The following is a 14624-nucleotide window of genomic DNA, read 5'->3' on the forward strand; positions in this document are numbered from 1 at the left end:
CATATCAGGAAGGGAGCCCTATGGAACAGGAACGCCAGCGACGCCAGCAACCGCGTGACACCGACAGTGCGGCTACGACATGCGTCGTTTTCGCGGCAGGCACGTATTTCGGCGGGCGTCCTTCGGTCCCGCCGAACGCATTCGTCATCGCCGCCGATGGCGGTCTCGACCACGCACATGCCCTGGGTATCCGTGCGGATGCGGTCATCGGCGACTTCGATTCCATCAGCGGGCCGGTCCCAGAACAATCCGGCACCATCCGCCTGCCTGAAGAGAAAGACGATCCTGATTTGTTGTCCGCCTTGAAAGTCGGCTGGGCCAAGGGCGCCCGGACTTTCCATATATATGGGGCGCTTGGCGGGCGTGTCGATCATTCCATCGCCAATATACAAATCCTGGCGCGTCTGGCAGCCCACGGCGGCATCGGCTACCTGTTCGGCGACGGCACCATCGTCACTGCGATATCGGACGGTTCGCTCTCCTTTTCCGCAGATGCCGCGACACGCGGCGCAGGACGTATGGTATCGGTGTTCTCGCACAGTGACCAATCGACCGACGTCACCGAACGCGGTCTCAAGTATCGTCTCGACCACGCCACTATGCTCAACGACACGGTCCAAGGCGTCAGCAACGAGTTCCTGACCGCCACCCCCGCGGTCGTCAGCGTCGGCTCCGGCACGCTCGTCGTCACGTTCCCCATCGAAGCGGGATTGCCCCACGTCGAACGTCTGCACGCATTCAGCGGCGACCTGGGCGCGTTGAGCACCGCGGTTTCCACGGCACTGGCGACACCACGTCAATCGGCGTGACGATGACCACGATTGCAGGGAATCACCCGGGTTCTTCGCGCCAAGGAAACCCTTCGCCGCAGTCTGCAAGCATCATACGAAAACAGACGTTTGCAATGTGCGACGACGTTCAGCAACGTTGCACAGGACACTCATGGAAATCATATAACAGTTGCGCCTTCAGCATGACCGTTGCCGCGACATTCGTACACCGTGAGCATTACAGTGGGTAGCGTTGGTAAACAATGGCTGAGGCGCGTGCCCGCTTACGCCCGCGCACGCCGAAGCCTGATCCCTAAGGGAGATATACATGACAGTAAAGATTGGTATCAACGGCTTCGGCCGTATCGGTCGTCTTGCGTTCCGCCGCATCTTCGAGCTGCAGGCTCGTGGTGGTCAGGCCGGTGACATCGAGGTCGCAGCCATCAACGATCTGACGACCCCGTCCATGCTGGCTTACCTGCTGAAGTACGACAGCACCCACGGCACCTTCCGTCATGACGATGGCACCCCGGTTGAGGTCACCTCCACCGATCACTCCATCATCGTGGACGGCAAGGAATACACCGTGTACGCCGAGAAGGACGCCAACAACATCCCGTGGGTCAAGAACGACGGTGTTGAGTACGTGCTCGAGTGCACCGGCTTCTACACCTCCGCCGAGAAGTCCCAGGCGCACATCAACGCTGGTGCCAAGAAGGTCCTGATTTCCGCTCCGGCCAAGGACGAGACCACCCCGACCGTTGTGTACGGCGTGAACCACAAGATCCTGAAGCCGACCGACACCATTGTGTCCGCTGGTTCCTGCACCACCAACTCCATGGCCGCCATGGTCAAGCTGCTGAACGACAAGTTCGGCATCAAGGCTGGCTTCATGACCACCATCCACGCCTACACCGGCACCCAGATGCTGCTCGACGGCCCGCGCTTCCCGAAGGCCCGCAACAACCGCGCCGCTGCGATCAACACGATTCCGCATTCCACCGGCGCCGCGAAGGCCATCGGCAAGGTCGTCCCGGAGGTCAACGGCAAGCTTCAGGGCCATGCCCAGCGCATCCAGGTCCCGGATGGCTCCGTCACCGAGCTGACCACCGTTCTCGAGAAGGCCGCAACCGTTGACGAGATCAACGAAGCCTTCAAGGAAGCCTTCTCCGACACCGATTACTACGGTTACAACGCTGACGGCATCGTGTCCTCCGACATCATCGGCGACACCCACGGTGGCGTGTTCGATCCGACGCAGACCGACGTCAACACCGTTGACGGCCTGACGCTGGCTCGTACCGTCTCCTGGTACGACAACGAGTACGGCTTCACATCCAACATGATCCGTACCCTGCTGTACTTCGCTGAGCTCAACAAGTGAGCCTAGCTTAGCGTTCCAGCGCTGAACAACCCCTCGGAAGCGATTCTGAGGGGTTTTCTTATGCCGCCCGTCAACCGGTGGTGCAAGCATGTGGGGCATGGGCAAGAAGAAACACAACGACAAGGGCATGGGCTCGACTCCGGCGACTCTGCAACTGGAACGTGCCGGCGTGGAGTTCAAACTGTACGAGTACGACCACTCGAACGATCACATGGATGAGGGGTATGGCGTCGAGGCGGCGGAAAAACTCGGTCTCAATCCCAAGCAGGTGTTCAAAACCCTGATGGCGGATACCGGCAAGGAGCGCGTAATCGGTGTCGTCCCGGTCAGCGGCCATATGGATTTGAAGGCCCTGGCGGCAGCGGTCGGTGCGAAGAAAGCGACGATGGCTGACCCGAAAGTCGCGATGCGTGAAAGCGGCTATGTGGTCGGCGGCATCTCCCCACTCGGCCAGCGCACCCGGCACAAAACCGTGCTGGACGACAGCGCCCTGCAATTCGATGAAATCCTTGTGTCCGGCGGCAAGCGCGGCCTGAGCGTCGGCGTCAATCCGCACGATCTGGTCGCCGTGCTCAGCGCGACGACCGCGCCGATCGGCACGTGGTGACGGCTACGCCGACGCACCCCGCCGCAGCCTAGCGCGCGGCTATGCTCCCCATGCGTTGGTGCTTTCCTCGCGCTTGCGCTTCCCTATCGCTTGCGCAATGCTGCGGGGAGCACGAAATGCATGTTCTCCTTGACAGTCTCGACATAGGAGACATCGGTGAATCCAAGCGGCCGAAGCGCCTCGACCACGCCGTCGACCAGCGAATCAGGCACCGAGGCGCCCGAGGAGACACCGACCGTGTCAACGCCCTCGAACCAAGACGGATTCATTTCCGCAGCATCATCGACACGGTGAGCGCGCCCCCGCTCCCCCAGCGCTTCCTGGGCGACTTCCATCAGCCGCACCGAATTCGACGAGTTCGCCGACCCGACAACCACCACGCATTGCGCCCGTTCAGCAACCGTTTTCACCGCGGTCTGCCGGTTCTGCGTCGCATAGCAGATGTCTGAGCTCGGCGGCTCCTCAATCCAATCAAACCGCTTCTTGAGCGCTGCCACCACGCCGGCGGTCTCATCCACGCTCAACGTGGTCTGAGTGAGCAGCACCAGCTTCTGACCGGGCCGGAAATCAAGATCAGCGACATCATCCTCATGCTCGATCAGATGGACATGCTCCGGCGACTCCCCCACCACGCCGACGGCCTCATCATGCCCGCGATGCCCGATATACACGATCTCATAGCCCTCACGGACGAACCGCAGCACCTCACGATGGACTTTGCTCACCAACGGGCAGGTCGCGTCAACGATGAACATTCCGCGCCGCTTGGCTTCCGCCTGCACTTGCGGCGAAACGCCATGCGCGGAGAACACCACCGGCACACCCGCGGCGACCGCATCATCGGGGATTTCGGACAGTTCCTCGACAAACACCGCGCCTTGGGCAGCGAGATCGTCGACCACATGGCGATTGTGCACAATCTGGCGGCGCACATACACCGGTGGCAGGCCGCTGTGCGGGTGCGCGGTTTTCACGATGGTCTGTACGGTGGCGATTGCGCGGTCCACACCGGCGCAGAATCCCCTCGGATCAGCCAGAATAATATGCTTGCCGTCGCCGCTCATACCGCTTGTCGCTCCCATCTGTGTCTCAACGCGTTTGCGCACCCCGTTCGAGGCACCATTCATCGTAATGCCTGCCACCATCGCCAACACGGTTTCGGCGAGCCTCACGCAGTTCGTGCACAACACGCCGCACATGCCCGCACCGCGCACCGCGCAAAACCACCGCATACGCGCCTAGGCGCACATCGCGATAGCATGGAATCCAGCGACCCGCGCCGAAGCGGTGGCATCCGCAGCGGCGCATATGTTTAGCGGACAGGAGTCAGGGCATGTTCCCACCAAGGACAGGACAGCAGTATCATCTCGTATTCGGCAGGTATTCGGCGACCGTCACCGAGCAGGGCGCGGCATTGCGCAGCCTCGCCCTCGACGGCAAGGACATCATCGTGCCGTTCGATGAAGACGATATCCCCAATTGCTGCCGCGGACAGCTGCTCATCCCCTTCCCCAACCGTATCGAAGACGGCGAATACGAGTTCGAAGGAACACAGTATGTGCTGCCGATTGACGAACATGAACGCCATAACGCGATTCACGGGTACGGCTATCGCGCGTATTGGACGCGGCTTGCGCGCACGGACAACAGCGTCAGTCTGCAATGGCGTGCGCCCGCATTGGAAGGCTACCCGTTCGACGTGGTCGTCACCGCGGATTACCGACTAGACGAGTACGGCCTGTCCCTGACGCTCAGCGCGCTGAACAACGGCTCGACCGACGCGCCGTGGGCCGCTGCGATGCACCCTTGGCTGGCCAACGGACGGCACAGCACCGGAGACGCAATCGAGCAGGACAATGCCGAATGCCATCTGCGCGTGCAAGCAGACACGCACGTCGTTGCCGATGACAGGCTCCTGCCACGAGGAACGGAGCCCGTGGACGGCACCATCTACGATCTGCGCGACAACCCGACCTTGGAAGGGCGGCCTTTCGACGACGCCTGGACCGACCTGCATCATGATGAAGATGGCAATGCATCCGCCGTGTTCACTCGCCCGGACGGCATGACCATCACCGTCAGCGGCGGCACGACCATCACGTCGTTCCAAGTGTGCACAGGAACCGGCTTCCCCGAGGCAATCCGCCCGCAAGGTGTCGCCGTAGAACCCCAGACCGCATACGCGAACGCCTTCCGCAGCGGCAAGGATCTCATCGTCATCAAGCCGGGCGATACAAGTGTCACGAGCATCCGCATCTCTGCGGAACAACGCTGAATCCTGGTCGGACAACGCTGAAGCGGCCCGTCGATTTGTAAACGTCCCGCCGATGTGCGATAATCCCGTAGGCTTACCAATCTTTAGCAAAGGAGTCCATTATGGGTATGCGTGGACGCAAGCGCAAGGCACGTCGCAAAAAAGCCGCTAATCACGGCAAAAGGCCAAATGCCTGAGTTGCGCTGACGGATGTCGCGACACGCCGGTCTACGGTGGCGGCATACGCGACATCGCATCGCAGCACAAGCTGCATGAACCCTGTGGGTGATGACATGAATATCGCCCGCAGGGTTTTTCTTTGCCGCAAATCGTTGGGGTTCGTGATTATCGGCTGTCCGTGGCGAACAGGGGTATTGCGGGAAGTGTGATCGGTGGCGCCAATGGAAGCCGATCAACGGTTCTGGCCAGTGTGTTTCGCGCACATTCTGCATGCCATGGCATACGTGACTTGTCGAACCCCACCGGGACGCAGCGCGTCGGGCCCGTATTCGGCGGGTTGCGTATGCCGGGACGTACACGGTCTGGTGTAATGACCCCCAGACAGGGCAGGACAACTTCCATCCGACACGAAACGTATGCCGGGACATACGCAACCCAACATTTCAGCAACAGGTATCAGCCGACAACCCAGACGACAAACCAGCCAACACGTCGAATCACCGCGCGACGGTGGTTCAATGCGCGTCGGGGTATGTGGGGAAGGTCCAGCCTTCGGGGACAGACAAATCGGTGACCGTCACAATCTCCGTGCCGGGCACCCGCACACGGCGTACCACCACCGTGCCGCCAGTCGGGCGCGGGGCATCAGCGTGGCGTACGACATCATCGGGCTGCAGATCTGTGACATGCCCATCAACGCCGTCGGCGACATGGAGGTCACAGGCGTCGCGAACATCACGCGCATCACGGACATCATCATGCCCGCATTCCTCTTCACGGCAGCATGCATCCAAGGTGCGATGCAACCGCTCGATCAGACATTCCGGCGCCGCCTGCGGACGTAGATAGGCGCGCATCATCGCGATGAGCGCCCGCTCCTGCGCATCGCAACAGGATTCGGGATCGAAACACTCATGCCCACCGTCACGCGCGGCTTCAACGCCTTCGGGATCGCCGTCCTCGCCTGAGAACGAACCAATCTGCACGATATGCACATCGGTGCGCGTCACGCCTTCGCGGGTATGGCGGGTGATGGAGATATGGCTATGATGCTCATACTGATTCATGCCGACTCCTTCCTGCGATGCCCGCGGCATGCTGGCTTACATGTGTCGCTATTCATTATGGCCCGCCGTGACTGACTTGGTATGGCCGCGACGTGGTGAATTCGCGACCGGCGAAGAGGAATCAGCTTCGCCTGCACGAGTGCGCCCGACACCATATCCGCGTTCTTTCGCATACGTAGCGAGTTCCTGCTTGAGTTGGGTACGTGCACGGTTGAGCCGGCTCATCACCGTACCGATTTTCACACCTTGCTCATCCGCCACCTGCTGGTAGGACTTGCCGTCAATCGCAGCGTCGATAAACACCTGCCGGCGCTCAGGGCTGAGTTTGTTAAGCGCCGCCATGATTTCCTCGGGCGCATACGTGTCGAGATACTGTTGTTCAGCCGACTCCAAGCCTTGCGAAGCATGTTCGGAGGCGGAGTAGATATCCCAGTCATCGTATTCCCCGGTCGAATCGTTCGCGCGCTGCGGGCGCCGCTTCGCTTTGGCGTACTGGTTGAAATACGAGTTGCGCTCGATTGTGGTCATCCACGCTTCGAAATTGCTGCCCGGTTTGAAGCTGTCAAACGCCTTGAATCCCCGTTCGAAGGTGTCCTGGACCAGATCCTGCGCGTCATCGGGATTATTGGTCAGTTTCATTGCCTGACGGTACAACGTGTTCACCGCGGGCATGGCGAGCTTTTCGAAGCGCTTGCGCTTCTCTTCTGTTGATTCGTTCAGCTCGTTGCTCACCCCACTATTCTATGACGCGCCGCACTCGGCGTTTCGTATTCGGCGATGACGGCGAGCCGCAGTAGCGTCCTGCCGGTGATTGTCTGTTTCGCATCGCACAATGTTCCTTATGACCATGACTTATGACGCACTGATTGCGGCGTTGGAGGAAGCGCCGCAACAAAGCGATGACACGCAGCTTGGCTCTTCGTGGCTGCTTGGCTTCGACACCGAAACCACGGGTGTTGCGGCGGGACGTGACGCCATCGTGTCCGCGACCCTCGTATTGCGCGATCCGCAGCGCGGCCATGAAGGCGACGCCGAGACCGAGTGGGTGATCAACCCGCATCGGCGGATGAATCCAAGGGCGAGCGCCGTCAACGGCTTCACCGACGACTATCTCGCCGAACACGGCATGGAGCCGACGGACGCAATCGACCAGATTGCGCGGGCTATCGCGGCGGCGCAGGAAAAAAACATCCCGCTTCTGGCCTACAATGCACCCTTTGACGTCCATATGCTCGAAGGCGACCTGAATCGCTGGAAGCTGCCCCAAGTCAGCGAACGGACGAATCAGGCACCGGCGGCATCGAGCCTGCTGGTGGTCGACCCGCTGGTCATCGACCGCGCGGTATCCAAGCGCCACGGCAAGCGTACCCTGACCTTGACCACGGAATATTACGGTGTCGTCCCCACCGGCGATTTCCACAACGCCACGGCGGACACGGTCGCCGCGGTGGACCTCATCAAGCCGATGAGCACCTTGTACCCCCAGGTCGGGCATCTGACCTTGGGTGAGCTGATGGATTGGCAGCGGCAAGCGCATGATGCTTGGCAGACATCGTTCAATCAGTGGCTGGAAAGCCGCGGCCGTACCCCGCTGCACGATCAGTGGCTGTGACCGCATCGGCAGATATCAGGCGAAAATCAGACGGCACCGCCGGACTCCCCGCACGCGCCTGCACGGAACCGACACAGCGCACCGTCTACAATGAGGGCGGCAGACGGGGAACGACAAGAAAGGTTCGATCATGGCTTTGACTCTGGTTTCGGCCGCACAGCTGCTGCAACAGCATCATCTGTTGCACGAAATCGTCAGGGCTGACCGCTGGACGCTGGGCGCCGGCGAATTCGAGGGTTCGGACGCCCCGTTCTCTTCGGTCACCTATGACACGCGTAAGGTGGAAGCCGGTACGCTGCTGTTCTGCAAGGGCGCGTTCCGCCCGGAATATCTTGACGGGATCGATGCGCGCGGGCTGGCGGCATACGTGTCCGAAACCGAGTTCCACGAGCGCACCGCCGCCCCGGGGCTGATCGTGTCCGACGTGCGCAAGGCGATGAGCCTGCTATCTGCGGAATTCTACGGTCGTCCGCAGGAGAAGCTGACCGTGGTCGGCATCACCGGCACCAAAGGCAAGACCACGACCGCCTACTTCACCCACGCCGTGCTCAGCGCCCTCAGCGGCGGCAAGGCGGCGCTGTTCTCGTCGGTCGACAACTGCGTAGACGGCCGCACGTACGTGGAATCCGATCTGACCACGCCGGAATCGCTCGATGCCTTCCGCATGATGGGCGAGGCCGTGAGTCACGGCATGCGCTATCTGGTCATGGAGGTCTCTTCGCAGGCGTACAAGGTCAATCGCGTGTACGGCCTGACCTTCGACGTGGGCGTGTTCCTGAACATCTCCCCCGACCATATCAGTCCTATCGAGCACCCGACATTCGAGGACTACCTGTGGTGCAAGCGGCAGATCGTCGACAACTGCCACACGCTCGTGCTCGGCGCCGACGCGGATCATGCCGATCTGATCAGGCAGCAGGCGCAGCGCGACCGGCGGAGCATCGTCACCTTCGCGCTGCATGACGAGGCGAAACTCACCACGCCCGCCGATGTTGTGGCAAGCCCCGCAGACCCCGCCCACACGCAGTACCGGATCGAGGCCGATGGCGTCGATTTCGGCTTGTTCTCGCTCGCAATTGACGGTGATTTCAACTATGCGAACGCCGCCGCCGCGCTGGCGATCGTCCACGCTTTGGGGCTTGACGCGTCGCCGGAAGCCCTGCATGCGATGGAGCACGTGAAGATTGCTGGCCGCATGGAACGCTTCGAAGACCCGTCCACGAATACCGTCGCCATCGTCGACTACGCGCATAACGGGATTTCCATGACGGCGTTGCTTGATTATGTCAACGAACGCTTCGGCACACGTCACCCGAATATCACCGTGATTACAGGTTCCGCGGGTAACAAGGCGTACGACCGCCGCAAGGAGATCGTTGAAGCGGCCCAGCATCGAATCGGCCGGTTCATCTTCACCGAGGAGGACACCAATACGGAACCCACGGAAGATATCTGCAAGAAGATGGCAGGCTACGTCACCGACTCGCAAGTCAAGTCCGACATCATCCTCAATCGCGCACAGGCCATCGAAAACGCCGCAGCAGTCGCGAAAAGTCACCCGGAGCGTCTCGACGTCATCCTCGCCATCGGAAAGGGGAACGAACGCTGGATCAAGCGACTGAACCGGCATACACCGTATGAGGGCGATGACGCGATTTTTGCACGCTTGCTGGGTTGACGCGGCATACAGAGCGAACGCATTCGACATTCATGACAGGTAAGGAATAATTATGGATTTTGAGCCAATCGTCCTTGGCGGAGACACTCTCGGATATTCATACGCGCGAGAGCTTCACCGGTGTTATTCCAGCAAGACGACCATGCTGGCGGGCGCTGACATCAAGTACTCTTCAGCCAGTAGATTCACCGATTACCGCACTATCGAAGATATCGACAAAGAACAGCGACTGATGGAGTGGCTCCACGCCCATGCGGGTCATTTCGACGCGCAGCCCGTGGTCATCGCAGGGGCAAGCGACTGGCATGTGCGCAACCTGTCGAAGCACAAGCAGGAGCTGGAAGAACTGGGATATGTGATTCCGTATATCGATTTCGATCTGCTCGACGACATTACGCAAAAGGACCGCTTCTACGCCCGCTGCGACCGACTGGGCATGCCGTATCCGAAGACCATCGTCGTGCCGTTCTCCGATTCGTATGACGATTCTGTGCTTGCCGGCACGTCGATGCGTGTCGTGCGCGAGAAGCGGGAACTGTCTGGACTGAGCTATCCGCTCATCGCCAAGCCTTCGAACTCCGCCGACTGGCATTATGCCGATATCCCCGGGAAAAACAAAGTCTATATCGTCTCTTCCGAACAGGAGCTGTTCTCTATCTACGATGCCGTCGCCGCATCAAGCTATTCGCATGCTTTGCTCATTCAGGAGCGTCTGTCCGCTAGCGACGAGTCGCTGCATACGCTGACCACGTTCTCAGATGCCAACGGCACCGCCATCGTGGCAGTCAGCGGCGATGTGCTTGTGCAGGACCGCAGCGCCACCGGCATCGGCAATCCTCTGGTTATCATGTCCACGGGCAAGCATCATGATTTGCTCGAGGCGGCCGGGCGATTCCTTGCGGATACCGGTTACGAGGGCTATGCCAATTTCGATGTTATGGATGACGCGGACGGCAACCCCCATTTCCTAGAAGTCAACACGCGTCCCGGCAGGAACACCTACTATGTCAGTCTGGCCGGATGCCCGTTCGTCAAGCCGTTGATCGAGCATTTCGTCATGCATCATGATTTGCATGATGCTCTGTCCGCCAAGGAACTTGCCGCCGACGACGATTTCCTGTTCACGATGGTTCCGCGCAGCGTCATCGACCATGAGACACATGGGGCCAAGCATGATGACGCCATGCGTATGTTCGACTCGGGCCATTGGAGCAGCCCGCTGCTGTGCCGTGAGGATACCTTGAGGCAGCGGTTCTGGGGCCGGGTCAACTTCGAGCATATGCGCTTGAAGTTCTGACCGGTTGGCATCATCAGCCGGCATGGCGGCGGCAGCTGGCGGAACCGCCGTCAGCCGTCAACCGTCAGCGGCGACGTTCCAACCGCTGGCTGATGGCGGCGCTCACGCCGTCGGCGCGCATGGTGATGCCGTAGAGCGCGTCGGCGATGGCCATCGTACGCTGCTGGTGCGTGATGATGATGAGCTGGGCATGCTCGCGCAGATCATCCAGCGCGTCCAGCAGCCTCGTCAGGTTCACGTCGTCGAGCGCGGCTTCCACCTCGTCCATCACGTAGAAGGGGCTGGGGCGGGCCGTGAAAATCGCGAACAACAAGGCCAGCGCGGTCAGCGAACGTTCGCCGCCCGACAACAGGCTCAGCTGCTTGATGCGCTTGCCGGCGGGGCTTGCCTCGACAATCACGCCCGTGCCCAGCATGTCGTCCGGGTCTTCAAGCCTGAGCCGGCCGGTACCACCCGGGAACAGGGTGGCGAACACATGCTGGAATGCGGCGGCCGTGTCTTCGAACGCGCTGGAGAACACACTGACCATGGTCTGGTCCAAATCCTGCACGAGTTTGAGCAGGTCCTGACGGCTTTTCGCAACATCGTCACGCTGGTCGTGCAGATACTGGTTGCGCGCGTTGAGCGCCTCATATTCCTCGGCGGCGAGCGGGTTGACCTTGCCCAAGGCCTTGAGGTCGCGCTGGGCGCGTTCCAGACGTTTGATCTGCTCCTGCCGCACGTACGGGACGGTCGCCGGGGCTGCCTGATCCTCGTTCTGTGCTTCCGACTGGTGTTCCCCCGGAGCAGTGGCATGCTCCGGCGATAACACCGGCACCGGGTGATCAGGGGAATACTGCTCGACCAGCTCGTCCATATCCATACCGAGCGTGTCCGCGACCTTCTGCGTGAGTTGTCCCCAAGCGGCAGCCTGCCGTTCTCGCTCCACATCAAGCTCATGCTCGTCGCGCTGCAGACGCTGCACCTGGGGTTCCAACCGGTCGCGCTCCGCCCGCAATGCTTTCAGTTCCTCATCATGGGTGGACAGTTCCGCTTGCAAACGATCGCGGCGCTGTGCGGCGCGGACGACGCTTGCATGGGCGAGCCGTGCACAGGCGGCGGCATCATTCGAGACCTGGTCCGCCGCATCCGCCCGCCGGCGACGGGTGTCGTTCTGTTCTTGGATTCGTGCCTGACGTTGCCTCGCCTGTTCGGCGTTGTCGCGTAACAAGCCGATTTGCCGTTGCAAGGACTGGGCTTGCCGGTCGGCTTCCTTCCATGCGAGTTTCGCGGACACCTCCTGTTCGCGCGTCTGCCCGAGTTGCTGCTCGAGTTGATGTTCGCGGGCGGCGAGGTCGTCAAGGTCGGCGTTCGTATCCTGCGATTCCTGCGCGGTCGCCAACGCCTTGCGCACATCCTCAAGCTTGCCTTGATGGTCGTCCCGCCCTTGTGATGCGCTGCGTAACGTCTCCTCGACGCGTGCGAGCTGCCGTGCGGCGGTCTCGACCCGTTCCCGCGCCGCCTTCAGCGTTCGTTGCGTCTGTTGCGCCTTGACTCGTGCCTCGGTACGCAACTGCGCCTGACGGTCAACGTCGAGCCGGGCCTGGTCGCGTTTCTCAGTCAGCTCTGCCACAGACGCATCGATGTCGGCAAGCCGGGAGCGCAATCCCTGCATGTCGGCAAGCGCCTTGTCTCGCTTTGCGGCTAGCGACAGATCGCTTTGCGACAGGGATGATCCGCCTTGCGCCCCCACCGCGGTAAGCACCTCTCCCTGACGGGTTACCGCTCGTTTCCACGGGCCCTGATTGACGGCCTTGAGGGCATCGTCACGGGCCTCCTTCGCGGCGGTGTCGGCGAGTAGTGCACGCACCGCAGCTGTGACACGACGGGCGGACTCAGGGTCTTGAGCATGCGGGTTTGCGTCGACCAGCGCGGCGGCGGATTCGTGCGGTTTTGGTCGGCTTGTGGCAGTATCAGCGGTGGCAGCGGTGCTGACGGCGGCAGCGTTGACGCCAGCGTCATCAGCGTCATCAGCATTATCAGCATCAACGTTATCAGTGCCGACAGCAGCATCGTCCGTTTGCCCGCCGAGCGGATGCAGCAGCACCGCCTTGCCGAGCGCATGGTCCTGCGCACGTTCCAGAGCGGCGAGCATCTGCTCCTGCCCAGGGACGACAATCGCGCTCGCATAGTCGCCGAGGGCGTGTGCGACGGCTTCCTCCCATCCGTCTTCGATACGGATGAAATCCGCAAGCCGCCCCATCACGGCGATATCCCGGTCGGTTTCAAGCTCCCCGGCGGCATTGCGGCTGTCCAAAGTATCGGCGAGCGCATCCGCCTTGGCTTGCAGGGAGATGATTTTTCCGTTGAGCTCCCGCTGCCGGGCAAGCGTCTCATCAAGCGCCTCCTGACTGTGCTGGAGGGCTGTTCTGGCTGCGTCGAGTGCCGCTCCCCCGTCGTCATCAGCGTCTTGGCGTTCCTGTTCCAGTTCAGCGACGCGCGTGCGCGCCTGCTCCGCTTGCGTCCGCATATCGGACAGTTGTGTGGACAGGTCGGCGATTCTGGTGTCCGCAGCATGCACCGCCGATTCCTCGCGAGCGACCAGTTCCCGCAGATTGGCGATATGCGCGTCACGCTGTTTCGCGGTTTTGCGCAGTTCGGTCAGGGTCTGGCGAATCGAGGCGAGCCGCCGTTCATGGTCGGCGCGTGTTTCGGTCGCCTGATCATAGGCGAGCCGCGCGTCATCGACTGCACTCCGCTGCTTGGCTACCTGCCGCTCAAGTTCGTCGGCGCGTTTGGTGAGCATGTCGGGGTTTTCGCCGGTATCGGCCACAATCTGCGAGCGGATGGAAGCGGCGCGTTCGGCGGCCACAGAAGCAAGAGAGCCGAATCGTTCCTCAAGGCGCGACAAATCGTGCCACACTTGATTCGCTTGGGCGAGCTGCGGGTTAGATCCCGAGGTGATGGCCTCCACCTGTTCGATGCGCACTTTGGCTTTCGCCAAGCCCTGTTGCAACGCAGCGAGCTGGCGGCGGGTGTCGGCGAGATCGCCGCGCAGATGGTCACGCTTATCTCGCAACTGGCACGCGTCATCGGCGAACAGCCGGGCTTGGGCGTCCCTGATGGTCATCTGGATGGTGTCTGCACGCCGAGAAACACGCGCTTGACGCCCCAGAGGGCCGAGCTGGCGGTGGATTTCGCGCAGCAAATCGTCAAGCCGGGCGAGATTGTCTTCGGTGTTCGCCAGCTTGCGCAACGCCCGTTCTTTGCGTTTGCGGTGCTTGAGAATGCCGGCAGCCTCCTCGATGAACGCGCGGTGTCCGCTCGGGTCAGCGCGCAGAATGGCGTCAAGCCTGCCCTGCCCGACGATTACATGCATCTGCTGGCCGAGGCCGGAATCCGACAGGAGTTCCTGGATGTCCAGCAGCCGGCACGCCGACCCGTTGATTGCGTATTCCGACCCGCCGTTGCGGTACAGCGTACGACTGATGGTCACTTCCGTGTAGTCGATGTCGAGCGCGTGATCGGTGTTGTCGATGGTCAGAGAGACCTGCGCGCGCCCCGCAGGCGGCCGGGTGGAGGTGCCCGCGAAAATCACGTCCTCCATCGACGTGCCACGAAGGTTTTTGGCGCCTTGTTCGCCCATCACCCAAGTCAGGGCGTCAACGATGTTGGATTTGCCTGACCCGTTCGGGCCGACGACGGCTGTGACGCCCGGCTCGAAGCGCAGCGTCGTCGGGTTCGCGAAGGATTTGAATCCGCGAAGGGTGAGTTCCTTGAGATACATGGGCGTGGT

At 61.3% G+C, this 14624-nt stretch carries 11 protein-coding genes and 1 pseudogene; 8 read left to right on the top strand and 4 right to left on the bottom strand.

All coding sequences use genetic code 11. The features are described from left to right. The first annotated feature begins 20 nt into the window (after window positions 1-20). The 3 genes from K315_RS0105390 (at window position 21) to ybaK (ending at window position 2761) form a co-directional block, all read left to right on the top strand. A complete protein-coding gene (locus K315_RS0105390) occupies window positions 21-809 on the top strand; it encodes a thiamine diphosphokinase (RefSeq protein WP_029576531.1) in 789 nt (262 codons plus the stop codon). A 289-nt stretch (window positions 810-1098) separates the two neighbouring features. Then, the gene (gap, locus tag K315_RS0105395; protein WP_029576532.1) at window positions 1099-2154 is read left to right on the top strand and encodes a type I glyceraldehyde-3-phosphate dehydrogenase; all 1056 of its coding nucleotides are present in this window, start codon (window positions 1099-1101) and stop codon (window positions 2152-2154) included. A 97-nt stretch (window positions 2155-2251) separates the two neighbouring features. Further along, a complete protein-coding gene (gene ybaK, locus K315_RS0105400) occupies window positions 2252-2761 on the top strand; it encodes a Cys-tRNA(Pro) deacylase (protein WP_029576533.1) in 510 nt (169 codons plus the stop codon). Window positions 2762-2844: 83 nt separating this feature from the next. On the opposite strand, the gene K315_RS0105405 is transcribed toward ybaK, so the two are convergent. Then, a complete protein-coding gene (locus tag K315_RS0105405) occupies window positions 2845-3825 on the bottom strand; it encodes a 4-hydroxy-3-methylbut-2-enyl diphosphate reductase (protein ID WP_033520520.1) in 981 nt (326 codons plus the stop codon). 269 nt (window positions 3826-4094) lie between these two features. Between K315_RS0105405 and K315_RS0105410 the strand changes: the two genes are divergently transcribed. Next, the gene (locus tag K315_RS0105410) at window positions 4095-5036 is read left to right on the top strand and encodes an aldose 1-epimerase family protein (protein ID WP_029576535.1); all 942 of its coding nucleotides are present in this window, start codon (window positions 4095-4097) and stop codon (window positions 5034-5036) included. A gap of 101 nt (window positions 5037-5137) precedes the next feature. Next, on the top strand, window positions 5138-5212 hold the full coding sequence (locus K315_RS10945) for a 50S ribosomal protein bL37 (RefSeq protein WP_369803150.1): 75 nt from the start codon (window positions 5138-5140) through the stop codon (window positions 5210-5212). A 756-nt stretch (window positions 5213-5968) separates the two neighbouring features. On the opposite strand, the pseudogene K315_RS09495 reads toward K315_RS10945, so the two are convergent. Further along, window positions 5969-6262, bottom strand: a pseudogene (locus tag K315_RS09495) (hypothetical protein); the annotation flags it as partial. Between the two features lie 48 nt (window positions 6263-6310). Then, window positions 6311-6934: a sigma-70 family RNA polymerase sigma factor gene (locus K315_RS0105420; RefSeq protein ID WP_238556447.1), complete on the bottom strand. Its 624-nt coding sequence runs from the start codon at window positions 6932-6934 to the stop codon at window positions 6311-6313. Between the two features lie 169 nt (window positions 6935-7103). On the opposite strand from K315_RS0105420, the gene K315_RS0105425 reads away from it, so the two are divergent. The 3 genes from K315_RS0105425 to K315_RS0105435 all read left to right on the top strand — a co-directional run bounded on the left by K315_RS0105425 (window position 7104) and on the right by K315_RS0105435 (window position 10849). Next, window positions 7104-7874, top strand: coding sequence for an exonuclease domain-containing protein (locus K315_RS0105425; RefSeq protein ID WP_029576538.1), 771 nt, complete (start codon window positions 7104-7106; stop codon window positions 7872-7874). A 130-nt stretch (window positions 7875-8004) separates the two neighbouring features. Further along, complete coding sequence (locus K315_RS0105430) at window positions 8005-9552, top strand: UDP-N-acetylmuramoyl-L-alanyl-D-glutamate--2,6-diaminopimelate ligase (protein WP_029576539.1); 1548 nt, start codon at window positions 8005-8007, stop codon at window positions 9550-9552. Between the two features lie 52 nt (window positions 9553-9604). Beyond that, window positions 9605-10849, top strand: coding sequence for a carboxylate--amine ligase (locus K315_RS0105435; RefSeq protein WP_029576540.1), 1245 nt, complete (start codon window positions 9605-9607; stop codon window positions 10847-10849). A gap of 64 nt (window positions 10850-10913) precedes the next feature. On the opposite strand, the gene K315_RS09500 is transcribed toward K315_RS0105435, so the two are convergent. Next, window positions 10914-14615, bottom strand: coding sequence for an AAA family ATPase (locus K315_RS09500; protein ID WP_033520465.1), 3702 nt, complete (start codon window positions 14613-14615; stop codon window positions 10914-10916). Window positions 14616-14624 lie beyond the last annotated feature (9 nt).

The sequence above is a fragment of the Bifidobacterium thermacidophilum subsp. thermacidophilum DSM 15837 genome (assembly GCF_000426425.1).
GTDB classification, from domain to species: Bacteria; Actinomycetota; Actinomycetes; order Actinomycetales; family Bifidobacteriaceae; genus Bifidobacterium; species Bifidobacterium thermacidophilum.